Below are 22,374 nucleotides of genomic sequence, written 5' to 3'. Positions count from 1 at the left end.
GCCTGGAATGCCAGGGGCGGTCGACCATCCGCCCCCGGCGTCCCGGGCCCGACGGCTCGCGACCCCGGCGTCCCGGGGCCCTGATTCCCGGTGGCTCCGGCGGCCCGGTGGCGGGCCGGGGCCGTGACGGCCCGCAAGCCGGTGGCCCCGGCCCCGCAGCACCGGCCCCGTCGGCCCGACGGCCTGAGGCGCTGACGGACCGGGTGCCCAGCAAGGGGCCCCGGGGCCCGCCGCCCCGGAGGTCCGCCGCCCGACGACTTGATGCAGCTCGTTGCAGCTCGTTGCCACTCGATGAGAAGAGGACCGATCGTGTCCGCACGCACTCCGTCCGTCCCCCTCCCCGCGCGGGTCCGTGCCCGTGCCGCCCTCGCCGCCGGGCTCGCGGCGGCGGCGCTGCTCACCGGCTGCTCGGCCGGTGCCGGTGGGGTCCGCCCCGCGGCGGAGCCCCCTCGGTCGTCCGGACCCTCCGGACCGCCCGGAGGGAAGCCGGAGGCCGTCTCCGACCGGAAGGCCGCCGCCGCGGGCGGGGCCGGTGCCCGGGTCCGTGCCGGGGACGACAGGCCGCGCCTCGCGATACCCGGCCTCGGCCCCCGGACCATGGCCCGCGTCGGGCAGCGCACCCGCCAGGTCTTCGTCGTCAGCGCCGACGGGGCGGGTGCCAACCGCTCCACCGCCGCCCTCTGGGAGCGGCACCCCGCCGAGGGCTGGCGGCGCACCGCCGGGCCCTGGCCCGCCCGCAACGCGCTCAAGGGCTGGACCGACGACCACCGGATGGACGACCTGCGCTCGCCCACCGGCGTCTACGGGCTCACCGACGCGGGCGGGCTGCTGCCCGACCCGGGCACCGAGCTGCCCTACGACCGGGGCCCGGCGTTCCAGGCGCCGCCCGGGACCAACTTCGACGGCGAGCCGCTGACCGGGGCCTTCGACCATGTCGTCGCGATCAACTACAACCGCGTCCCCGGTCGGACCCCGCTCGACTGGGAGACCCCGCTCGGCCTCGGCAAGGGCCGGGGCATCTGGATTCACGCCGACCACGGCGGCGCCACCCGGGGCTGTATAGCGGTCGCCCGGACGAAGGTCGCCGAACTGCTGCGGAAGCTCGACCCCGGCGCACGGCCGGTGATCGCCATGGGTCCGGAGACGACCCTGGCCCGCTGACCGCCGTTCGACCGCTGCCGCTGCCGCTGCCGCTGCCGCTGCCGCTGCCGCTGCCGCTGCCCCCCGTTCGACTGCTGCTGCCGCCGACCGCCGCGCCTCCGGCACGGATTCCGTGCGTCCGGCGGCGCCCGCGCACGACTGAGGCCGCGGCCCCGGGACATCCCCGGGGCCGCGGCCTCAAGCCTGTCGGCCGACGAGCGGCGGCTACTGGTCCTTCTTCTCCTCAAGCCGCGGGAAGAGCACCGCGCCCTTGGTCACCGTCGCCCCGGCGGGCAGCAGCCCCCACGTACCGGCGTCCTGCACCCGCTGCTCGGCGAGGGCGCCGAGCGCGGCCTCGGCGCCCAGCGAGTCCCACAGCGCCTGCGAGGTCCGCGGCATCACCGGGTTCAGCAGCACCGCGACACCGCGCAGCGCCTCGGCGGCCGTGTAGAGGATCGTCGCCAGCCGGGCCTGCCCCTCGGGCGAGGTGTCCTTGGCGACCTTCCACGGCTCCTGCTCGGTCAGATACCCGTTGACCTGCTTGACGAAGTCGAAGACGGCGAGGATGCCGCCCTGGAAGTCGATCTCGTCGCCGATCTTCCGGTCGGCCTCGGCGACGGCCTTCGCCAGGCCCTCCTGGACCGCGCGCTCCGCCTCGCCGGCCGCGGTGGCCTCCGGCAGCGAGCCGCCGAAGTACTTGCCGACCATGGCGGCGACCCGGGAGGCCAGGTTGCCGTAGTCGTTCGCCAGCTCGCTGGTGTAGCGGACGCTGAAGTCCTCCCAGGAGAACGAGCCGTCCTGGCCGAACGAGATCGCGCGCAGGAAGTACCAGCGGTAGGCGTCGACGCCGAAGTGCGAGGTCAGGTCCTGCGGCTTGATGCCGGTCAGATTGGACTTCGACATCTTCTCGCCGCCGACCATCAGCCAGCCGTTGGCGGCGACGCGGCCCGGCACCGGCAGCCCGTTCGCCATCAGCATCGCGGGCCAGATGATCGCGTGGAAGCGCAGGATGTCCTTGCCGACGAGGTGCACGTTCGCCGGGAAGGTCGAGGCGAACTTCTCCGGGTTCTCGTTGTAGCCGACGGCGGTGGCGTAGTTGAGCAGCGCGTCGATCCACACGTAGATCACGTGCTTCTCGTCCCACGGCACCTTCACGCCCCAGTCGAACGTCGACCGGGAGATCGACAGGTCCTGGAGCCCCTGCTTGACGAAGTTCACGACCTCGTTGCGGGCGGACTCGGGCTGGATGAAGCCCGGGTTCGACTCGTACAGCTCCAGCAGCTTCGGGCCGTACTCGCTCAGCTTGAAGAAGTAGTTCTCCTCCTTGAGGAGTTCCACCGGCTTCTTGTGGATGGGGCAGAGCTTCTGCCCCGCGTACTCGCCCTCGCCGTCGATCAGATCGCCGGGGAGCTTGTACTCCTCGCAGCCGACGCAGTACGGGCCCTCATAGCCGCCCTTGTAGATCTCGCCCTTGTCGTAGAGATCCTGGACGAACTCCTTCACCCGGTCCGTGTGCCGCTTCTCGGTGGTCCGGATGAAATCGTCGTTCGCGATGTCCAGGTGCTCCCAGAGCGGCTTCCACGCCTCCGAGACGAGTTTGTCGCACCATTCCTGGGGGGTGACGCCATGCGTCTCGGCCGTGCGCATGATCTTCTGACCGTGCTCGTCCGTGCCGGTGAGGTACCACACCTTCTCACCGCGCTGGCGGTGCCAGCGGGTGAGCACGTCGCCTGCGACGGTCGTATAGGCGTGGCCCAGGTGAGGAGCGTCGTTGACGTAGTAAATGGGGGTCGTGACGTAGTACGCCGCCCCCTGCTTCTCGTATCCAGTGGCCGCCATGGGCGAAATCCTACTGGTCTCCGGAAGTCCGTCTCACCCGTGAACGCCCACCCGGAACGCTCACCTGTGAACGGGGGGGCGGCGGAGCGGATACCGAAAAGCGGGCGGAGGATCGGGGGTACGGGGCAGGACGAGGGAAAGGGGCGGGACGCGGATGCGGATTCTGGTCGCCGAGGACGAGAGGGCGCTGGCGGCACTGGTCGCCACCGGGCTGCGGCGGGCCGGTTTCGCCGTGGACACCGTGCACCGGGGCGACGAGGCGCTGGAATGGCTGGGGCTGTACGACTACGACGTGGTCGTCCTCGACCGCGATCTGCCCGGGCTGCACGGGGACGAGGTCGCCCGCGCGCTCGTCGCCGCCGCCGCGCGCACCCGGATTCTGATGCTGACGGCGGCCACGGCCGCGCGGGAGCGGGTGGCGGGGCTCGACCTGGGGGCGGACGACTATCTGGGGAAGCCCTTCGACTTCCCCGAGCTGGTCTCCCGGGTCCGCGCGCTGCGGCGGCGCAGCGCCCGCCCCGTGCCGCCGCTGCTGGAGCGGCGGGGGATACGGCTGGACCCCGCCCGCCGCGCCGCCGAGCGGGAGGGCCGGGCGCTGGATCTGTCGCCGAAGGAGTTCTCGGTGCTCCAGTTGCTGCTGGAGGCGGACGGCGCGACCGTCTCGGCGGAGGAGCTGCTGGAACGGGCGTGGGACGTGCACACCGACCCGTTCACGGGCGCGGTACGGGTCTGCATGAGCAAGTTGCGGGCGAAGCTGGGGGAGCCGCCGTTGATCGGGACGGTGCAGGGTGTGGGGTACCGGCTGTGACGGGACGGACCCCCGGGCGGCCGGGGTCGCGGATGTCCGGCGGCGGTCGCCGCGGCGGCGGTCCGTCGCGCGGCGGGCCGTCGCACGTCGGACCCGGGCGGCTCGGGCCGGGCTCCGCCATCCGGCTGCGGATCGCGCTGGTCTACGGGGTGGCCTTCCTGGTGCTCGGCGGGGTGCTGCTGGCGCTGGTCAACCTGTTCGCCCGGGCCGGGACGGCGTCGGAGGCGGCGGAGATCGCCCGCCGGGCGGAGGGCTCCCCGGGGCCGGTGCCCGTGCCCATCGCGGGGGCCGACCCGGTGGGGGGCGGTGAGCTGGCCCGGCTGACCGGGACGGTGAGCGACGCCGCCGCCGGGCAACTGCTCTTCTGGTCGTTCACCGGGCTGCTGGCGACGGCGCTGTGCGCGGTCGTCGTGGGCTGGTGGACCGCGGGGCGGGTGCTGCGGCCCGTCCATGAGATGACGGCGAGGGCCCGGCGGCTGTCGGAACGCAATCTGGGCGAACGGATCGCGGCGAGCGGCCCCGACGACGAGCTGAAGGAGCTGGGGGACACGCTGGACGCGCTGCTCGCCCGGCTGGAGGGGGTCATGGACAGCCAGCGGCGGTTCATCGCGAACGCCTCGCACGAGCTGCGGACCCCGCTCGCCACCCAGCGGGCCGCGATCCAGGTGGGGCTCGACCCGGAGCACCCCGAGGACGTGGCGGCCACGCGCGAGATCCTGCTGGAGGCCAATCTCCGCAGCGAGCGGCTGATCGACGGGCTGCTGACGCTGGCGCGGGGGGAGCGGGGGCTCGGCGGTTCGGCGGACGACCGGGAGGACGTGGACCTCGGCGGGGTCGCCGTGGAGGAGGCGGGCCGGTACGGGGTGGGCGGCGCCGCCGTGCGGGTGGTGCGCGCCGGTCCGGTCCGGGGGAACCGGGCCCTGCTCGGGCGGCTCGTGGGCAATCTGGTGGCGAACGCGGTGGCCTACAACGTGCCGGACGGAACGGTGTCCGTGCGGGTGGAGGGCGGGGTGCTCACCGTGGAGAACACCGGCCCCGTGGTGGAACGGGACCAGGTCCCGGCGCTCTTCGAACCGTTCCGGCGGGGGGAGGGCCGGGACCGGATGGGTCCCGGCGCCGGTCTCGGACTCTCCATCGTCCGGTCGATCGCCCACGCCCACGACGGGGAGGTGACGGCCCGGCCCGGGCCCCGGGGCGGGCTGACCGTCACGGTGTCGCTGCCGCTGTCCGGGCCCGCCGGGGGAGGCGGGCCCGGGGACGGGGTCAGGGGCGCCAGGCCGTGAGGAGCCCGTCGTACAGCGCGGCGTCCGTCAGCGCGGCGGGCTCGGGGCCCGCGTGGAAGAACCCGGCGTTGGGCGCGGCGAGCCGGCGCAGATAGTCGAACGCCTTGGCGTCGCGCTCGCCGAACGCCACGAACTGCCAGAACATCCCCGGCTCGGCCGTGGCCGCCGAGGCGAGCGCTGCGGTGGCGGCGGTCTTGGACTCGGGCGCGCCGTCGGTCTGGAAGACGACGAGGGCGGGGGCGCCGGGGGCGGCCTTGGCGTGCCGGGCGAGGACCTCCTCGACCGCCAGGTGGTAGCTGGTGCGCCCCATCCGGCCGAGGGAGCCGTGCAGCTCGTCGATCCGGCCCCTGTGGGCGGTGGCCGTCAGCTCGCCGGTGCCGTCGATCTCCGTGGAGAAGAAGACGACCTCGACCCGGGCGGCCTCGTCGAGGTGCGCGGCGAGGGCGAGCACGCGCTCGCCGAGGTTCTGGGCGCTGCCGTCCTTGTAGTACGGCCGCATCGACCCCGACCGGTCGAGCACGAGATACACCCGCGCGTCGCCCTTCGCGGCGACCCCGGCCCGCTCCAACGCCTTCCCCGCGGCCGCCCACCGCCGCCGGAGCCCCACGGGCACGATGTCGGCCCGTGGCCGGGGCGTGCTCGCCAGGGTGGCGGGCGCCCGCTCCTCGTCCTCGTCGCCGGGCTCGGTTTCCGCTTCCCGCTCGCTCCGCTCCTCGGCCTGCGGCGGGGGGGCGCTCTCCACGCGGCTTGAGGTGGGCGCCTCGGCGCTGGGCTGTGCTTCCGGTGTGCTTTCCGCCGCCGCTGCCGCCGGGGTGGCGGGCGCCCGCTCCCCGGCCTCGTCGCCGGGCCCTGCTTCCGCTTCCCGCTCGCTCCGCTCCTCGGCCGCCGACCGGGACGCGTCAACGACTCCGGCCGCGCTCTCCCCGCTGCCCGCGACGGGCTGCTCGGCCTGCGGGGTGGTGGCCTCGGGGGCGGTCTCGGTGCCCGGCCCGGTCTTGTCGGCGGTGTCGGGCGCCTCGGCCGCGCTCTCCCCACCGTCCGCGACGGGCTGCTCGGCCTCCGGCCCGGTGACCTCCGGGGCGGTCTCGGCGCCCGGCTCGGGCCCGTCCGTGGCGGCGGTCTCGGTCCGGGCCCCGGCCTCGGGGGCGGCTTCCGGGCCCGGTCCGGTCTCGTTCCGAGCGTTCTTGGCAGTCTCGGCCGCCGTCTTCCCGCCGTCTGCGGCGGGCTCCCCGGCCTGCGGCCCAGTGACCTCGGGGCCCGTCCCGGTCCCGGTCGTGCCGGGTGCGTCGGCCTCGGGCGTGGTCCGTGTCGTGCCCGTGGTCATCGGCTCGGCGCCGGGGGCGGTCTCCGGGCTGTCGGGCTCGGTCTCGTCCGGAGTGTTTCCGCGGGCTTCGGCCGCCTGCCGGTCGGTGTCCGGCTCGGGTGCGACGAGGCCCGCCGTCTCCGGCTCGGCGCCGGGGACGACTGCCGAGCCCGGTCCGGTCCCGGTGGCGGTGGTCTCGGGTACCTCGGCTGTCCCGCGGTCGGTCTCCGGCTCAGGCGCGTCCAGGACGGTACCGGTCCGCGCTCCGGCCTCGGCGCCCGGCCCGGGCCCGTCCGCGACGGCGGTCTCCGTCCGGGCCCCGGCCTCGGGGGCGGCTTCCGGGGCACCCGGCCCCTCCGCCACGGGTACGGGCTCTTCGGCGACCGGGCCGGTCGTCACGGGAGCGGCTTCGTCCGGAGCGGACCCGGTCTCGGGGGCAGCGCTCTCGGGTGCCCCAGCCGTCCCGCGACCGGTCTCCGGCTCCGATTCCGACTCCGGCTTCGGCTCGGCCGCCCCGGCGGCCACGGGTTCGTTCTCCGCCTCGGGCACATTGTCCGGCGCGGGCCCGCCCGTGGTGGCGGCGGTGGGCTCGGGGGTGGCCTTCTGCGCGGGGACGGTGGGCTGCGGCTCCGGCGGGGTCGGTTCGGTGCGGAGCTGGGCCGGGACCGAGGCGGCGCGGGGCCGGGCCTGAGGAGTGTCGAACGCGGCCGAGACCAGGTCCGCCGCCCGGTCCTCCGGTGTGCGCGACACCGTGGGCCCGGCCGGATCCGATGCGTCTCCCGTCACCGCGGCCTCCGCGACGGCATCCCCGGCGGGGGCTTCCGCGCGGTCGGACTGGGGCGGTACGGAAGGTGCCGCCCCCGCCTCGGCGGACTCCGAACGATCGCGGCGGAACACCTTGCGCAGCAAGTTCCGAATGCCCATGTGCGGGGCCTTTCGCATCGGTTGTGTGGAGTTTTCTCCGCACTTGCACCAGGTCGTCCGTACCGGACACCAGGTCGTCAGTGACGCGTACCCGGGGTGTCCGTGCTCAGTCCCGGCCAGGGCGGACACGTAAGGTTAGCCGCCACCCGCCGCAATCCCCCGCAGGGGCGGTGCACCCCACCCGGGAGCTGACGCCCGTACCCCGCGCCCCGGCACGGACTCGGCACGGCCCCGGCCCCCGACACCCGCCTGGCCGGTATTCGCCCTTCTCATCCTGGGATTCATCCCGCGTTCACTCCGCGTCCGCCACTTCGCACCGATTCACCCCTAACGTCTCGCCCGGAGGGTTTCCGACAGACTGTCGGCGCCGGTGTGCGCCGGAGGAGGATTCAAGTGCGCAGACTGCTGCCGCTTCTCAGCACCGCGCCGCACGCGGGCGGACGTTCCGCACTCACCTGCCGCTACCGCTGTGGCGACGCCTGCTTCCAGGAGGTGCCGAACACCAGCGACAACGAGTACGCGGGTGACATCATCGCCCGCGCCCTGTCACGGCGTTCCATGGTGCGGGCCGCCGCCGTCGTGACGGTCGCCGCCGCGGGGGCCTCGGCCGCCCTCGGCGGGCCGGGCGCGGGCCGGGCGGTCGCCGCCCCCGCCACCCGCGGCGGCCAGGGGCACGGCCATGGCCACGGCCACGCCGCCGACGGCGCGCGCGGCCTGCGCTTCCCCCCGGTCGCGCCGAACAGGAACGACAAGGTCACCGTCCCGTCCGGGTACACGCAGGACGTCGTGATCCGCTGGGGCGACCCCATCCTGCGGGGCGCGCCCGCGTTCGACCCGGAGCGGCAGTCGGCGCGTGCCCAGGCGGGCCAGTTCGGCTACAACAACGACTTCCTCTCCCTGCTCCCGCTGCGCGGCGAGCGCGGCCGTCAGGTCCTCGTCGCGAACCACGAGTACACCGACGAGGTGCTGATGTTCCGCGGGTACGACCCGGCGAACCCCACCCGGGAGCAGGTGGAGATCGCCTGGGCCGCGCACGGCCTCTCCGTGGTGGTGGTCGAGGAGGAGCGCGGCTCGGGACGGCTCACCCCGGTCCGCCGCCACCACCTCAACCGGCGGCTCACCGCGACCAGCCCGTTCAAGGTCACCGGCCCGGCGGCGGGCAGCCCGCTGCTGCGGACCTCGGCCGACCCCACGGGCACCCGGGTGCTGGGCACCCTCAACAACTGCGCGGGCGGCACCACCCCGTGGGGCACGACGCTGCACGGCGAGGAGAATTTCAACCAGTACTTCGCGAACGCCACCAGCGCCACCGACCAGCGGTACGGCCTCGGCAGCGGGGCCTCCGAGCGCAAGTGGGAGCGGTTCGACCGGCGTTTCGACGCCGCGAAGGAGCCCAACGAGTCGCACCGTTTCGGCTGGGTGGTGGAGCTGGACCCGTTCGACCCGGACTGGACGCCGCGCAAGCGCACCGCGCTGGGCCGCTTCAAGCACGAGGCGGCGCAGCCCCGGCTGACCGACGACGGCCGTCCGGTGGTCTACATGGGCGACGACGAACGCTTCGACTACTTCTACAAGTTCGTCTCCTCGCGGCGGATGCGCCGGGGCGACTCGCGGGCCGCGCGCGAGCACAACCGCACCCTGCTGGACGAGGGCACGCTCTATGTCGCCAAGTTGACGGGCGACAGCCCCGAGGACATCGACGGTTCGGGCAGGCTCCCCGCCGACGGCGAGTTCGACGGCTCGGGCGTGTGGATTCCGCTGGCGACGGGCGAGGTGTCGCATGTCCCGGGGATGACGGCTGACGAGGTCTACGTCTTCACCCGGGTCGCCGCCGACAAGGTGGGCGCGACGAAGATGGACCGCCCGGAGGACGTGGAGCCGTCCCCGCGCACCGGCCGGGTGTATGTCGCCCTGACCAACAACAAGGACCGGGGCGCGGCGGGCAAGCCCGGCGCGGACGAGGCCAATCCGCGCAACGCGAACAAGCACGGCCAGATCCTGGAGCTGGCGGAGCACTGGGACGACCCGGCGTCCGACGGGTTCGCCTGGCGGCTCTTCCTGGTGGCGGGCGACCCGAAGGACCCGTCCACCTACTTCGCGGGCTTCCCCAAGGAGAAGGTCAGCCCGATCTCCTGCCCGGACAATGTGGCCTTCGACGACCACGGCAATCTGTGGATCTCCACGGACGGCAACCAGCTCGGCTCGCACGACGGCCTCTTCGGGGTGGCGACCCACGGGGAGCGGCGCGGTGAGCTGAAGCAGTTCCTGACCGTGCCGACCGGGGCCGAGACCTGCGGCCCGGTCATCCAGGACCGGCGGGTGCTGGTCGCGGTGCAGCACCCGGGCGAGGTGGACGGGGCCTCCGTGGAGAAGCCCGCGAGCACCTGGCCGGACGGTCCCGGCAGGCTGGTCCGCCCCTCGGTGGTGGCGGTCTGGCGCAAGGACGGCCGGGACATCGGCGTCTGAGCCGCCCGCCCTCCGGGTGGCCCACCGCCCCCGGCACGGCCCACCGGCGGAAATCCCCGCCCGTGGGCCGTGCCGGGGCCGTACAGTCGGGGCATGGATACCGAAGGGACGGCAGGGACCGTACGGGTCGACTCCTGGATCTGGTCGGTACGGCTGACCAAGAGCCGCTCCCAGGCGTCGACGGCCTGCAAGGCCGGACATGTCCGGATCAACGGCACCCGGGTGAAGGCTTCCCAGACCGTCAAGCCGGGGGATCAGGTCCGCCTCTTCCACGCGGGCCGCGAACGGATCGTCGTCGTCACCAAGGTGATCGCCAAGCGGGTGGGCGCGCCGGTCGCGGCCGAGTGCTACGTCGACAACAGCCCGCCGCCCCCGTCGAAGGAGTTCACCGCGCCGGTCGCGGTCCGGGCCCGCGGCATGGGCCGCCCGACCAAGCGGGACCGCCGGGAGATGGAGAAGCTCCAGCAGCCCCCGCACTGACCTCCTGGGTGCTCCGTGCTCCAGTGCTCTCGCGCTCCCGCTCTCCCGCGCCCCCGTGCTCAGCGGGACGCGTGCAGCTCCAGACCGACCAGCAGCGCGCGGTGATCGGTGTCCGGCAGCTCCAGGAAACGGGCGCCGCGCACCGAGAGGTCCCGGCCGATCAGCACATGGTCGATCTGCGCGCCCAGCGGCCGGAACACGGCCGTGGGCCAGGACGGGGTGCGTGAGGCCCCGCCGAGCGCGGCGCTGTCGCGCAGCCCGCCCGCGTCCAGGACCCGGCGGAAGCCCGCGTGGTCCTGGGTCGCGTTGAAGTCCCCGGCGACGATCGCCGGGGCGTCCTTCACCCCGGCGGCATACGCGCGGATGTGCCCCAGTTCACGGTGCCAGTCGTCCACCATGCCGGGGATGGGCGGCAGCGGATGGACGAGCTGGAGCCGCACCTCGCGCCCCGCGATCTCCGCGACCGCGCCCGGCATGGCGAGACTCCCCGGCACACCGGCCGTCTTCCGCAACGGGTGCTTGCTGAGGATTGCCGCGCCGTCCGCGCCATAGCCCTCGACGACATGGCGGTACGGGTACTCCGCGCGGGGGATCTCCTCGGCGAGCGCGCGGGAGCAGGTGATCGGGCACTCCTGGACGAAGACCAGGTCCGGCTGTTCCCGCCGGACGGTGGCGACCAGCGCGGGGGCGGCGTTGCCGTACTCCACGTTCGAGGTGAGCACGGAGAGCCGGGCGATCACCGGGCCGGAGGGCCGGTCCGCGAGCCCGGTGTCGTACGGCCGGACGAACCACTCGACGACGGCGAGCACCAGCACCGCCCACACCAGCCCGAACCGCCAGCGGGCCAGCAGCGCGAGCAGCAGGGCGGCGCCCGCGGGCAGCAGCAGCCAGGGCAGGAAGGCCAGGAGCTGCGGCACGGGGGTGACCCCGTCGGTCCCGGCAGCCCGGCAGCCGACGACCGCGGTCACCACGAGGAGCAGCAGCCCCGCGCACCAACGGGCGGCCCGCGACCGCCCGCGCGGCGCCTTCGGCCCGCTCGGGGCGGGTGCCGTGGCACCGGGCCCGGTGTCCGTCGGTATCGCCTCCGATGTCGTCGAAATGACGCGGTCCACGGTGTTCCTTCCGGCAGCGCTGCGTGTGCCTGTCCCGCCCACCAGTCTCACCGATCACCGCGCGGAACGGCCCGGAGCCCCGGGGGAGTCGGCCCCGCCCCGGTCAGACCCGCTCGGCGAAGCCCGCGCCGACAAGACCCAGGAAGGACACCCAGGTCACGACGGTGAGACACGACGCGGACCACCACACCCCCCACCCCCGCTCACCCTTCACCGCGCCCCCAGCTCCCGAACCGCCGCCGCCGCGCGATGTCCGCCTGGATCTCGGCCCGCACCCGTTCGAGCGCGGGGCGCCCCGCGTCCCGGCTGCCCCGGCTTCTCAGCCCCAGGGGCGGCCCGCCGGACTTGAGCGGACAGTCCGGCAGTGGACAGCGGCAGGGGCCGAAGGCGAGGACGTTGTCCTCCGTCCCGTGATGGAGGTGGGGACGGCGCTCGATCATCCGCCCACCTGCTTCCCCTGCGGCATCGACGTCTTCGCCGGCTCCATGTCGTCACACTCCGTCCCGATTCGTTCGTCCAGGAGCACGGAACGCTAGAGGGCGGCGAGCACGGGAAGGGGGACGGGGCGTCCCCCCACCCGATGGGATTACGCGGCTACGCCGATCGATTCGGCGAGGGACACGGCCTCGGACTTGAGAGGGCCCGTCGCCGTGCGGGTGAGTTCGGCCGCGAGCCCGCGAGCCATGGGGACATACCGGATGGCCTCGGGGCTGACACGGAACGCGTGCCCCAGATAGTGCAGGGCCGCCGCCGACTCCTGCTTCTGCACATGCCCGGCCGCGATGTCCAGCAGCAGCCGGGAACGGCGCTCCAGTGAGCCGATCGCGGCCGGATCGACGGTCTGTGCGCGCCGCAGGGCCTCACCCGGGGACATGAGTCCCACACTCGTACTCACCCGGTGGATGACCACGTTGGAGCCGTCGAAGGCCGACGGGGTGTGTGTATAGCCCCCGGGCAGCCGGGCCGCCGTACGGTCCGCCTCGGCCAGATAGCGTTCGGTGTCTCCGGCCCGGCCGTCCAGCCCGCAGGAGATGGCCGCCTGGAGATTCAACGCGCCGTACACGCCCAGGACTTCCGCGTCCCCGTCTTCCAGCCGGTCGCGCAGCAGCGCCATCCCGTTCTCGTCCGTCCGCACGGCTTCCTCGGCGAAGCCCGCCGCGCGCTGGCCGATCGCCGTCGACCAGGCCGCCAGGGCCAGGCTGACGGGCTGGTCCGCCTCTTCGCTGTGTGCCCGTCCCCGGTCGAGCGCGACCCAGTACAGCTCGGGTTCGCAGATGTGCGCGAGCAGTCGCTGCACCAGCCGGTAGAGGTCGGCGGTGGCGGCGTGGGCGGCCCGGCGCTCCGCCCCCGTGTGGGCCCGTACACAGGCGTGCGCGTCCCGGACCAGCTCCGGCAGCAGCGCCCCGACCTCGGTCCGCTGATGCCTGCTGCGGTGCCAGAGCCGCCACGCCTCCTCCACCCGTCCCTTCAGAACCTCGGCAGACCCCGGCGGCACGGCAGGATCTCCGGCGAACGACACACTGTGCAGCGCCTCTCTGATCCCGGGGACGCAGGCGTGGGACAGCTTCCCGACGGCGTCCGCCGGAATGGCCAGGTCCGCACCGGTGAGCCTGGCCACATCGCTGACGCGAAGCGCGTTGGCCAACTGCACGAGATGGGTGATCGACCGGATCTCCCGGACCCCGGTCTCGATCTTCTTGAGCCAGTCGGGCAACTTCCCGACCAGCCCGGCCAGCACGGGGCGGCTCATCCCCCGGCGTTCCCGGAGGAGACGGATGCGCTCACCTGTTGTCAGTTCTTCGGGCAGTTCCGACAGGTCCTTGGACGTGTCCTTCATCGTTGCTCCCTGACATTGGTAGCAGTCCTCACGAGCGTACGCCCGGCGTCCTGACCCGATCTGCCCCGATCAGTGGTCGCCGTCGGCGACCCGCGCCGGGAAGCCGCCCGTCGCCACCGGCCCCCACCGCCGGGGCGTGACCCGGATCAGCGACTTCCCCTGACGGAGCATCGCCGCGCGGTACTCCGCCCAGTCCGGGTGCTCCCCCGCGATCACCCGGAAGTACTCCACCAGCGGCTCCACCGAGTCCGGCGCGTCGATCACCTCCGCGTCGCCGTCGATCTGGACCCAGGGGCCGTCCCACTCGTCGGAGAGGACGATCACACTCACCCGGGGATTCCGCTTCGCGTTGCGCGTCTTCGCCCGTTCCGGATAGGTGGAGACCACGATCCGCCCCGACCCGTCGACCCCGCAGGTCAACGGGGAGCCCTGCGGGGAGCCGTCCGAACGGGTGGTGAGCAGGATCGCCCGGTGCCGGGGGCGGACGAAGTCCAGCAGGGCGGCCAGGTCCACCGTGGTGTTGGTGGCGATATGGGGTGCCATGGGGCGCAGCCTAGGGCAGCTCCCGGGGCGGGAGGGCCGAACGGCCGCCCGCCGCCGAGGAGTCGTCAGGAGTCGGCGCGGGCGTTCCCGCCCGCAGGCGCGTCCGCGGGGGCGTCGCTCTTCAGCGCGACCTCCTTGATGAAGACCGTCACCACCAGCGCGACCAGGGCGAACGGCGCCGAGTAGAGGAAGACGTCCGCGACTCCGTGCCCGTACGCGCTCTCCATCACCGCCCGCAGCGGCTCCGGCATGGCGGACAGGTCCGGGATGGCCCCGGTGTCCGCGCCCGACTGCCCGAGGGCCGCGCCCTCGGGGCCCAGCTCCTTCAGACCGTCCTCGACATGGCCGCTGACCCGCGTGCCGAGCACCGCGCCGAGCGCGGAGACGCCGACCGCGCCGCCCAGCGAGCGGAAGAAGACGACGACGGAGGAGGCGGCGCCCAGGTCGGCCGGGGAGACCTGGTTCTGGGTGCACAGCACCAGGTTCTGCATCATCATGCCGAGCCCGAGGCCCATGACCGCCATCGCCGCGGCGAGCTGCCCGTACGGGGTGTCGTGGCGGATGGAGCCCAGCAGCGCGAGGCCCGCCGTCAGCAGCGCGCCGCCGCCGACCAGCCATGCCTTCCAGCGGCCCGTCCGGGTGATGATCCAGCCGGAGACGGTGGAGGAGAGGAAGAGGCCCGCGATCATCGGGATGGTCGCCAGGCCGGACATGGTGGGGGAGAGCCCCCGGGCGAGCTGGAAGTACTGGCTGAAGAAGACCGTGCCCGCGAACATCGCCACACCGACGAAGAGCGAGGCCGCCGACGACAGGGCGATGGTCCGGTTCCGGAACAGCCGCAGCGGGATGATCGGCTCGCTCGCCCGGGACTCCACCCGGAGGAAGAGCGCGCCGAGCGCCACCGCGCCCGCGACCATCGCGGCGGTCTGCCAGGAGGCCCAGCCGTAGCTGTCGCCCGCGAAGGTCACCCAGATCAGCAGCAGCGAGACCGCCGCGCTGATCAGCCCGGCGCCCGCCCAGTCGATCTCGACCCGGCGCCTGACCACCGGCAGGTCCAGCGTCTTCTGGAGCACCACCAGCGCGATCAGCGCGAACGGCACACCGACGTAGAAGCACCAGCGCCAGCCGAGCCAGTCGGTGTCCGTGATGACCCCGCCGAGCACCGGTCCGCCGACCGTCGCCACGGCGAAGGTCGCGCCGAGGTAGCCGCTGTAACGGCCGCGCTCCCGGGGCGAGATCATCGCGGCCATGATGACCTGCGACAGCGCGGTGAGGCCGCCGACGCCGATGCCCTGGACCACCCGGCAGGCGATCAGCATCCCCGTGGACTGGGAGAGCCCGGCGACCATCGAGCCGGCTATGTAGATCAGCAGGGATATCTGGACGAGCAGCTTCTTGCTGAAGAGGTCGGCCAGCTTGCCCCAGAGCGGGGTGGTGGCCGTCATCGCCAGCAGCGCGGCCGTCACCACCCAGGTGTACGCGCTCTGCCCGCCGCCGAGATCGCTGATCATCTGCGGCAGCGCGTTGGACACGATCGTCGACGACAGCATCGCGACGAACATGCCGAGCAGCAGCCCGGAGAGCGCCTTCATGATCTGCGGATGGGTCATGGGCGCCGGGGCGGTGCCCCCGGCCGTCGCGGGCGTGCCCGTCGCGTTCGTCGTATGCGTCGGGCTGTTCGTACTCGTCGGGCCGGTTGTCGGGGTGCCCCTTCCCTGGGCGTCCGCTCCGGCGGATGTGGTCGCGGCCATCGGGGCCTCCTTCAGCTCTCGGGTCCGTCGTGGGGGAGCGCACGGCAGACCCCGAAGGAGTCGCGCAGCCGGGCGAGCATGCCGATCAGTTCACCGACCTCGTCGTCGGTCCAGTCGTGGAGCCTGCGGGCGAACAGCTCGGTCGTCCGCCGGTGCAGCTCGGTGAGCATGTCCCGGCCGCCGGGGGTCAGCCGCAGGATGCGGGAGCGTCCGTCCTGGGGGTCGGGGGCGCGTTCGACCCAGCCGCGGTCGACGACATGGGCCACATGTCTGCTGGAGACCGAGGCGTCGACGCCGAGCAGCTCGGCGAGTCCGCTCATCCGGAGTTCGCCGTGGCGGCCCAGCAGGGCCAGCACGGCGGCGGGTCCGGAGGGGCACTCGACGGGCAGGGAACGGGCGAGCCCGCGCCGCAGCACGCCGATGGCGCTGAGGTGGCGGGCCAGCTCCGCGTACTGGCTCGGTGCGGCCACGGTGTTCGTCCCCCCGGGTTCCAGGTCTCCAGGTCCGGAGACCCCATACATCCATTGCTTAGGGCAACGATATATTCGGATGGTTGCCGCAAGCAAACTAATGCGGAGGCATCGGCCCGGTACGGCGGTGGGAGAGCGGACGAGGGAACGGGCGCGGGCGCGGACCGGCGCCGGCGCGCCACGCCGAAGTGCCCCGGGGCGCCCCGAGTTGGGCCCGGTACCCGGGTTCGCTAGGGTCGTGCCCCATGGCACACAACCCCCATGCCCCCCAGGGCCAGGACCCGCAGGGGTACCAGGACCCGGCGGGCAGCACCCAGATGTTCCGCGCGTTCGTCGACGAGGGCGCGCCCGCGGGGCGCCGGTCGGCCGCCGCCGCCCCGCAGTCCTCCGGCCCCCGGGCCGGGCTGATCATCGGAGTCGTCGCGGGCGTCGTCGTCCTCGGCGCGGTGGCCTGGCTGGCCTTCCTCGGATAGGTCCCGTCCGGCCCCGGCACTCCGCTGAACGGGCGGCTCAGCGCGTCCCGGGGCGGGCGTGGCGCGGGGCGCGCCCGCCGTGCGGGTGGCGGCACGGGGCGGTACCGGGACCGGGGAGATCCTCGGGTCCCGTTGTCTTCGGTTCTGGTGCGTCCGGTCTGGTGCGTCCGGTTCCGGACGGTCTTCCGGCGGGGACCCGGACGGGTGCCCCGGTGGGGGAACGGCCCGGTGGGCCCGGCCCGGGGATCAGGCCGTTCCGGGCGGGCACGGTCCGGGAACAGAGACCGTCCCGGTCGGGCTCAGCCCGCGGTCGGTCCAAACGGTCGGACTGTCCCGGACGGGCTCAGGCCGCGGTCGGTCCAAACGGTCAGTCCGCGATCAGACCGTCCCGGAGCTGCGCGAGCGTCCGCGTCAGCAGCCGCGAGACATGCATCTGCGAGATGCCGACCTCCTCGCCGATCTGCGACTGCGTCATGTTCGCGAAGAACCGCAGCATGATGATCTGCCGTTCCCGGGGCGGCAGTTTGGCCAGCAGCGGCTTCAGGGACTCGCGGTACTCCACGCCCTCCAGCGCCGTGTCCTCGTACCCCAGCCGGTCCGCGAGCGAGCCCTCGCCGCCGTCGTCCTCCGGGGACGGCGAGTCCAGCGAGGACGCGGTGTACGCGTTGCCGACGGCCAGCCCGTCGACGACCTCCTCCTCCGACACCCCCAGTACCGCGGCGAGTTCGGGCACGGTCGGCGAGCGGTCCAGGCGCTGCGCCAGCTCGTCACTGGCCTTGGTGAGCGCGAGCCGCAGCTCCTGGAGCCGCCGCGGCACCCGCACTGACCAGGAGGTGTCCCGGAAGAAGCGCTTGATCTCGCCCACGACCGTCGGCATGGCGAACGTCGGGAACTCCACGCCCCGTTCGCAGTCGAACCGGTCGATCGCCTTGATCAGACCGATCGTCCCGACCTGGACGATGTCCTCCATCGGCTCGTTGCGGCTGCGGAAGCGGGCCGCGGCGTACCGGACCAGGGGCAGGTTCAGCTCGATCAGGGTGTCGCGCACATAGGTGCGCTCGGGGCTGACGACCGGTCCGTCGGGTCCCTCCGCGGCCTCCGCGTCCAGGGCGCGCAGCCGCAGGAACAGGGAGCGGGACAGGGTACGGGTGTCGATGGTCCCCGAGCTGTCGGCTGTGGCCGGCGCGGGTGCGCTCGGTACGGGCGGAAGCGTGAGCACCTTCGAGCTGCCCTGTTCTTCGGACATGCCACCCCCTTTGAGGTCGCGTACGGTCGCGGGTGGCCGCGACCAACGGAGGAACGCAGCCTGCACCTGAAATACCGGCCACACGGCTGCGGCAAACGCGTCTTCCGCAGAATGTCACATGTCGGCAACACGCCGAAGAGATAAATCGACACTGCTCTGGAGAATCGCCGCAGCGTGCGAGGGGTGCGCCAGGGTCCTCCCGGGGGACCGGTCCCTACCGGGTCTACCCGTTCCGGCTACGCTTCGATCCTGTTTGCGGATCGCAATCGGGCGAAGCTCCTGGCCAACAGTCTTGACACATGCATCTGGGAGACCCCCAACTCCTGGCTGATCTGTGACTGCGTCAGATTGCTGTAATAACGGAGCATCAAGATCCGCTGCTCACGCTCGGGCAGTTGCACCAGCAGATGGCGGACGAGGTCCCGGTGTTCGACCCCCGCCAGCGCCGGGTCCTCGTATCCGAGCCGGTCGAGCAGGCCCGGCAGGCCGTCGCCCTCCTGCGCGGCCTCCAGGGACGTGGCATGGTAGGAGCGGCCCGCCTCGATGCAGGCGAGCACTTCGTCCTCGCCGATGCGCAGCCGTTCGGCGATCTCCGCGGTGGTCGGGATTCGGCCATGCGCCGTGGTCAGATCCTCGGTCGCGCCATTGACCTGGACCCAGAGTTCATGGAGTCGCCGGGGGACATGGACCGTGCGGACATTGTCGCGAAAGTAGCGTTTGATCTCGCCGACGACGGTGGGCATGGCGAAGGTCGGGAACTGTACACCCCGGTCCGGGTCGAAGCGGTCGATCGCGTTGATGAGTCCGATCGTGCCGACCTGGACGACGTCCTCCATCGGCTCGTTGCGGCTGCGGAAGCGGGCGGCGGCGTACCGGACCAGCGGGAGGTTTGCCTCGATCAGGGCTCCGCGCACCCGGGTGTGCTCGGGGGAGCCGGGCTCCAGCGTCTTCAGCTCGGCGAAGAGCACCTGGGTGAGCGCGCGGGTGTCGGCCCCCCGGCCGCCTCCCGGGCGGGCCTCCGCCGGCTCCGTCGTCTCCGCCGTCTCCTGCGGGTCCCCGCCCGGCCCCCCGTCCGCCGCGGCGCCGGTGCCGTCGGTGCCGTCGCGGGTCCCCGTCCCCCCTCCGGCCCCGTTGTCCGGGGTGTCGTCGGTGTCGTTCTGCCGGGCGGGGGTGACGGTGGCGGGCGGGCTGTCGTCCGGGCGCTCGTTCTGGGGCAGTGCTTCAGGCGCGGTGCTGGCCGGCACAGTGACGCCACCCCTTCGCGGTCATCGGTCATCGGTCATCGACGACAACTCATCCATCAAAAGCGGTCATAGCATCACAAGACATGTCCACTGTGTGCAAGCACCCGATAACACCGTGTTGAAGGCAAGTTGGGCCCCTTAATGTCAAAGGACCCCCTGCCCTGAGGGCAAGGGGTCCCGGGGGGTGCCGTCCGATCGGCACTCGCTCCTGTGTGCGAAAGTCCGTACGCGTGTCTGACGGACGGCTGTGCGGGAAGCGGGCTCAGATCTCGTAGTCCGCGATCACCCAGGTGGCGAACTCCCGCCAGCGATCGGCGGCGGCCTGGTGGGCCGGGTGCTGGAGATAGCGCGTCAGCGCCGCGTGGTCGGCCACGGCGGAGTTGATCGCGAAGTCATAGGCGATGTCCCGGTCGGTGATGTTCCAGGCGCACTCCCAGAACTCCAGTTCGGGCACCAGACCGCCCAGCTCCTCGAAGGCCCGCACCCCGGCGGCCACCCGCGGTTCGTCCCGGGCGACGCCCTCGTTCAGCTTGAAGAGGACCAGATGACGGATCACGGAGGGGCTCCTCGGTGGGGCGGGGCGGGTGCGGTGTCCTGCGCCGACCCTATTCGAGCAGCTCGGACAGGAAGTCGCCGACGCTCTTCGCGGCGCTCGATATCCCCTCGAAGCCTATCTGCACAAGATCGGCCGCCCGGTCCGGGGCGGTGACGATGATGTAGAGGAGGAAGGCGGCGACGAGATAGATCGCGACGTTCTTCGCCCGTGCCATGGTTTTCTCGTCCTCCCCGATGTTCCCGCCGGCCCCTGTCCGCTCCCCGATCCCGGCGGACCCTGGAGAGTCGCGGAAGTCTAACCGAGTCTTTAAGGACCAAGGGCCCTCGGATCGGGGTCGTTCGTCGTCGGTCCCGCCGCCCCCGGGGCCGCACGATGGAGGAAGCGCCCGCGGGAATCTGGCAGGAGTCCGGCGGGCAGGGGACCGTGCCACGCTGCGGGGCCCACGTCCGCATCAACCCCCCCCCGACTGCGGACATGGGCTTGCTGGACCGGTCTCCCTCGCCGGGGGAAGCGGCCTCCGCACGACGCCGCTTCCCCCGACCCGACACTGAAGAAGCCCCGTCCCCCTCACCGGACGGGGCTTCTTCCCGTCCGGGGGCCCGGCGGGGGGCAAGAGCTTCGACGGCCCTCCCCTCAATCCTGGTCATCCGGGCGTACGCGGCCGGACAGGAGCAGATCGGCCAGCTCGGCGCGGTACTCGTCGAGCGTCGCGACGACGGAGGTATGGACCCGTCGGCGCTCGTCCAGCCGGTGCAGCAGTCGGCCGATGCGCTCCCGCTCGTCCTCCGGAGGGAGAAGGACCGGCAGCCCGGCGAGACTTTTCGCGGATACATGGCGTACGCCGGTGGTCCCGGCGGCCCGCCGGTCGATCCAGTCCTGCGTCCCGGGGCGGGTCAGGAAGCCGAGAAGGTAGTCCGACCAGACAGGGGAGTGGGGCCGAATCCGCACCAGATGGGTGCCGAAGAGCCAGCCGTCCTCCGCCGCCGTGACGAGCGCGCACCGGCCCACCGTGCCGCTGCGCGTCATCACCAGGTCCCCGGCCCTGAGCCGGTAGCGGGGGTGCGCTTCCGCCTCCTCCCAGGGAACCGTTCCGGTGTCCCCGTGCAGGATGCGGTGTCCGCTCACATGTCTCGCGCGGACCACGGGGACACCCGCCGAGGGCTCGCCCGTCCCCTCGGGCCACTTGCCGCCCGGCCCTGTGGTGATCTCCGCCAGCTCGCCGAGGGTCGCCTCCCGCCACCCCGGGGGGTAGCTCTCCGAGGGGCCCCCGTCAGCAGCCGGAGCCGCTGTCCATCGCTCTACGGTGCCCAACCGCGCCGCCTCGTCGCTCAGCTCCCGCAGCCGTTCCACCGCCGCCTCCAGTCGCTCCAGCCGACGGCCGAGGCTCTGCCCGGTGGAGTCCGGTGCCGCGAACGGGGTGTCCGGACCCACCAGTGCGTGGGGAGTGAGCCGGTACTCCCACTCCCGGATCTCGTCGAGGCCGAGAGCGCGGAAGGGCACGGAGGGGACATCGGAGGCGGCCCCGCCCGGGTCGGCTCCGTCCCCGCCGTTCCGCCAGGTGCTGTACGCGCCCACCAGCGCGGCGATGTCCGCGTCGGTGAACTCGCGCGAGGCCGGGCCGGTCATGGCACCGAGTGCCGAGCCGTCGACGAAGAGGACATCCCGTCGCCGGGTGCCCGGCCGGGGGCGGGTCAGCATCCAGATGCTGACGGGGATCGCCGTGTCGGAGAAGAGATGGGGCGGCAGTTCCATGACGCACTCCACGACACCGTCGTGGACCATCCGGGCACGGACGGTCTGCGCGCGGCCACCGGCGAACCCGGCACCGTTCGGCATCACCACCGCCGCCCGTCCGCCCGGGGCCAGCGACTCCACCACATGCTGAAGCCAGGCGAGGTCGCCCCGTGAGCCGGGCGGCCCATAGGGCCAGGGCCGTCCCCACCGCTCGCGGGCCTCGTCGGACAGCTTGAACCCGAAGGGGGGATTGGTCGCGACCCAGTCGGCACCGTGCCCTTCGCCGGGACCGGCGAACGGGTCCTCGATCTCCATGCGGTGCCGGAGCGCCGCCTCCTCCGCGCCATGGAGGGTGAGGTTCATACGGGCGAGCGCCAGGGCGTCCACGCCGGGTGCCGAGCCCGTGACCAGGGGTTCCGCCTGAGCGGGCAGCTCGGCCAGCAGAGCCGTCAGTACCTCCCCGGCCCGGCAGAAGGGGTCGTGCACCCGCTCCGGCGGGTGCCCGGCGGCGGCAAGAAGCCGGGCCATGGTCCGTGCGACGGACCTCGGGGTGAAGAACTCGCCTCCGTCCCTCCGCCCCTGCGTGCTGCGGTAGTGGTCCAGCAGCAGATCGAAGACCGCCGCGCACTCCTCCCGCCGCGCGGGAACCTGCTGAAAGACGAAGTCCGCGAGGTCCGCGGTCTCGCGGTGACCGGCGATCCGGGGGGCGAAGTCGAACAGCCCCAGCGCTTCCTGGTACGCCTCCCCCCGAGTGGCATCGGTACCGCTCCTCCCCCAGGCATAGACCAGTGCGAGCAGCAGTTTCAGGTACTCGTCGGAGGCGATTTCCCCGCGGAACCGATCCTGCCGGGCCAGGAGGTGATGGACGAACTCCGATGTGATGAACCGGCGGTCGCCCAGTGCCCGGCGGAATCGGTCCCCGAACGTCGTACCGGCGGGTTCCCAGTCCCGCCGCCCGCTCGACTGGATCTTGCGCCGGTCCAGCCAGACGGCGATCCGGTCGGCCCGGAAGACATCCACGCCCGGGTGGTCGGGGGACCGCGTCGGCGCGGGGAAGTCGCCGTACCGTCGCTCCCAGTTGGACACGGCAGGACGCTGGACGCCCGCGAGACGCGCGATGTCGGCGCGGGTGACGACGTACCGACCGAGATCGGTCACGGGATGC

At 73.0% G+C, this 22,374-nt stretch carries 18 protein-coding genes and 1 pseudogene; 6 read left to right on the top strand and 13 right to left on the bottom strand.

Going from position 1 to position 22,374, the window contains the following annotated elements; translation table 11 throughout:
* The first annotated feature begins 309 nt into the window (after window positions 1-309).
* Window positions 310-1,161 carry a L,D-transpeptidase family protein gene (locus CRV15_RS13420; RefSeq protein ID WP_003961166.1) on the top strand — a complete coding sequence of 284 codons (852 nt, stop codon included), beginning with the start codon at window positions 310-312 and terminating at the stop codon, window positions 1,159-1,161.
* Between the two features lie 204 nt (window positions 1,162-1,365).
* Here the strand turns inward: CRV15_RS13420 and metG are convergent, their stop codons facing one another.
* Entirely contained in the window at window positions 1,366-2,979 is a 1,614-nt protein-coding gene (metG, locus tag CRV15_RS13410; protein WP_003955393.1) for a methionine--tRNA ligase, read from the bottom strand.
* Window positions 2,980-3,133: 154 nt separating this feature from the next.
* On the opposite strand from metG, the gene CRV15_RS13405 reads away from it, so the two are divergent.
* Together CRV15_RS13405 and CRV15_RS13400 are read left to right on the top strand one after the other, a co-directional pair.
* Window positions 3,134-3,787: a response regulator transcription factor gene (locus CRV15_RS13405; protein ID WP_003955394.1), complete on the top strand. Its 654-nt coding sequence runs from the start codon at window positions 3,134-3,136 to the stop codon at window positions 3,785-3,787.
* Window positions 3,788-3,819: 32 nt separating this feature from the next.
* The gene (locus CRV15_RS13400) at window positions 3,820-5,070 is read left to right on the top strand and encodes a sensor histidine kinase (protein ID WP_003955395.1); all 1,251 of its coding nucleotides are present in this window, start codon (window positions 3,820-3,822) and stop codon (window positions 5,068-5,070) included.
* Here the strand turns inward: CRV15_RS13400 and CRV15_RS13395 are convergent.
* Entirely contained in the window at window positions 5,051-7,297 is a 2,247-nt protein-coding gene (locus tag CRV15_RS13395) for a VWA domain-containing protein (RefSeq protein WP_009996923.1), read from the bottom strand. The two genes, CRV15_RS13400 and CRV15_RS13395, sit on opposite strands and share 20 nt — an antisense overlap.
* Window positions 7,298-7,690: 393 nt before the next feature.
* Here CRV15_RS13395 and CRV15_RS13390 point away from each other — a divergent pair, with 393 nt between their 5' ends.
* Together CRV15_RS13390 and CRV15_RS13385 are read left to right on the top strand one after the other, a co-directional pair.
* The gene (locus CRV15_RS13390) at window positions 7,691-9,763 is read left to right on the top strand and encodes a PhoX family protein (protein WP_003955397.1); all 2,073 of its coding nucleotides are present in this window, start codon (window positions 7,691-7,693) and stop codon (window positions 9,761-9,763) included.
* 93 nt (window positions 9,764-9,856) lie between these two features.
* A complete protein-coding gene (locus CRV15_RS13385) occupies window positions 9,857-10,243 on the top strand; it encodes an RNA-binding S4 domain-containing protein (protein WP_009996924.1) in 387 nt (128 codons plus the stop codon).
* 59 nt (window positions 10,244-10,302) lie between these two features.
* On the opposite strand, the gene CRV15_RS13380 is transcribed toward CRV15_RS13385, so the two are convergent.
* The 6 genes and pseudogenes from CRV15_RS13380 to CRV15_RS13355 all read right to left on the bottom strand — a co-directional run bounded on the left by CRV15_RS13380 (window position 10,303) and on the right by CRV15_RS13355 (window position 16,007).
* Window positions 10,303-11,355 (bottom strand): endonuclease/exonuclease/phosphatase family protein, encoded by a 1,053-nt coding sequence (locus CRV15_RS13380; protein WP_003961167.1) that lies wholly within the window; start codon window positions 11,353-11,355, stop codon window positions 10,303-10,305.
* 203 nt (window positions 11,356-11,558) lie between these two features.
* Entirely contained in the window at window positions 11,559-11,795 is a 237-nt protein-coding gene (locus tag CRV15_RS13375; protein WP_003955401.1) for a hypothetical protein, read from the bottom strand.
* A gap of 146 nt (window positions 11,796-11,941) precedes the next feature.
* On the bottom strand, window positions 11,942-13,192 hold the full coding sequence (locus CRV15_RS13370; protein WP_003961168.1) for a helix-turn-helix domain-containing protein: 1,251 nt from the start codon (window positions 13,190-13,192) through the stop codon (window positions 11,942-11,944).
* Window positions 13,193-13,261: 69 nt separating this feature from the next.
* Window positions 13,262-13,735: a PPOX class F420-dependent oxidoreductase gene (locus CRV15_RS13365; RefSeq protein ID WP_003955403.1), complete on the bottom strand. Its 474-nt coding sequence runs from the start codon at window positions 13,733-13,735 to the stop codon at window positions 13,262-13,264.
* An 80-nt stretch (window positions 13,736-13,815) separates the two neighbouring features.
* Window positions 13,816-15,345, bottom strand: a pseudogene (locus CRV15_RS13360) (MDR family MFS transporter); the annotation flags it as partial.
* Window positions 15,346-15,497: 152 nt separating this feature from the next.
* A complete protein-coding gene (locus CRV15_RS13355; RefSeq protein WP_003955405.1) occupies window positions 15,498-16,007 on the bottom strand; it encodes a MarR family winged helix-turn-helix transcriptional regulator in 510 nt (169 codons plus the stop codon).
* Between the two features lie 194 nt (window positions 16,008-16,201).
* On the opposite strand from CRV15_RS13355, the gene CRV15_RS13350 reads away from it, so the two are divergent.
* Entirely contained in the window at window positions 16,202-16,429 is a 228-nt protein-coding gene (locus CRV15_RS13350) for a hypothetical protein (protein ID WP_009996931.1), read from the top strand.
* A 367-nt stretch (window positions 16,430-16,796) separates the two neighbouring features.
* Here the strand turns inward: CRV15_RS13350 and CRV15_RS13345 are convergent, their stop codons facing one another.
* The 5 genes from CRV15_RS13345 to CRV15_RS13330 all read right to left on the bottom strand — a co-directional run bounded on the left by CRV15_RS13345 (window position 16,797) and on the right by CRV15_RS13330 (window position 22,367).
* Complete coding sequence (locus CRV15_RS13345) at window positions 16,797-17,675, bottom strand: RNA polymerase sigma factor SigF (RefSeq protein WP_009996932.1); 879 nt, start codon at window positions 17,673-17,675, stop codon at window positions 16,797-16,799.
* A 236-nt stretch (window positions 17,676-17,911) separates the two neighbouring features.
* A complete protein-coding gene (locus CRV15_RS13340; protein ID WP_003961170.1) occupies window positions 17,912-18,919 on the bottom strand; it encodes an RNA polymerase sigma factor SigF in 1,008 nt (335 codons plus the stop codon).
* Between the two features lie 262 nt (window positions 18,920-19,181).
* Window positions 19,182-19,475, bottom strand: coding sequence for a Dabb family protein (locus CRV15_RS13335; RefSeq protein WP_003955410.1), 294 nt, complete (start codon window positions 19,473-19,475; stop codon window positions 19,182-19,184).
* A 49-nt stretch (window positions 19,476-19,524) separates the two neighbouring features.
* The gene (locus CRV15_RS35920; protein ID WP_009996934.1) at window positions 19,525-19,689 is read right to left on the bottom strand and encodes a hypothetical protein; all 165 of its coding nucleotides are present in this window, start codon (window positions 19,687-19,689) and stop codon (window positions 19,525-19,527) included.
* A 419-nt stretch (window positions 19,690-20,108) separates the two neighbouring features.
* Window positions 20,109-22,367: an N-6 DNA methylase gene (locus CRV15_RS13330; RefSeq protein ID WP_003961171.1), complete on the bottom strand. Its 2,259-nt coding sequence runs from the start codon at window positions 22,365-22,367 to the stop codon at window positions 20,109-20,111.
* Between the last annotated feature and the right edge of the window lie 7 nt (window positions 22,368-22,374).

The sequence above is a fragment of the Streptomyces clavuligerus genome, assembly GCF_005519465.1.
GTDB lineage: Bacteria > Actinomycetota > Actinomycetes > Streptomycetales > Streptomycetaceae > Streptomyces > Streptomyces clavuligerus.
The sequence above is the reverse complement of the archived record's forward strand: the minus strand, read 5'-3'. Positions and strand labels throughout refer to the sequence as shown.

Coding starts and splice junctions, on each gene's coding strand:
- CRV15_RS13350 (WP_009996931.1), top strand. CDS start 16,202: ATGGCACACAACCCCCATGCCCCCCAGGGCCAGGACCCGCAGGGGTAC.
- CRV15_RS13405 (WP_003955394.1), top strand. CDS start 3,134: ATGCGGATTCTGGTCGCCGAGGACGAGAGGGCGCTGGCGGCACTGGTC.
- CRV15_RS13385 (WP_009996924.1), top strand. CDS start 9,857: ATGGATACCGAAGGGACGGCAGGGACCGTACGGGTCGACTCCTGGATC.
- CRV15_RS13370 (WP_003961168.1), bottom strand. CDS start 13,192: ATGAAGGACACGTCCAAGGACCTGTCGGAACTGCCCGAAGAACTGACA.
- CRV15_RS13355 (WP_003955405.1), bottom strand. CDS start 16,007: ATGTATGGGGTCTCCGGACCTGGAGACCTGGAACCCGGGGGGACGAAC.
- CRV15_RS13365 (WP_003955403.1), bottom strand. CDS start 13,735: ATGGCACCCCATATCGCCACCAACACCACGGTGGACCTGGCCGCCCTG.
- metG (WP_003955393.1), bottom strand. CDS start 2,979: ATGGCGGCCACTGGATACGAGAAGCAGGGGGCGGCGTACTACGTCACG.
- CRV15_RS35920 (WP_009996934.1), bottom strand. CDS start 19,689: ATGGCACGGGCGAAGAACGTCGCGATCTATCTCGTCGCCGCCTTCCTC.
- CRV15_RS13400 (WP_003955395.1), top strand. CDS start 3,820: ATGTCCGGCGGCGGTCGCCGCGGCGGCGGTCCGTCGCGCGGCGGGCCG.
- CRV15_RS13345 (WP_009996932.1), bottom strand. CDS start 17,675: ATGTCCGAAGAACAGGGCAGCTCGAAGGTGCTCACGCTTCCGCCCGTA.
- CRV15_RS13375 (WP_003955401.1), bottom strand. CDS start 11,795: ATGATCGAGCGCCGTCCCCACCTCCATCACGGGACGGAGGACAACGTC.
- CRV15_RS13395 (WP_009996923.1), bottom strand. CDS start 7,297: ATGGGCATTCGGAACTTGCTGCGCAAGGTGTTCCGCCGCGATCGTTCG.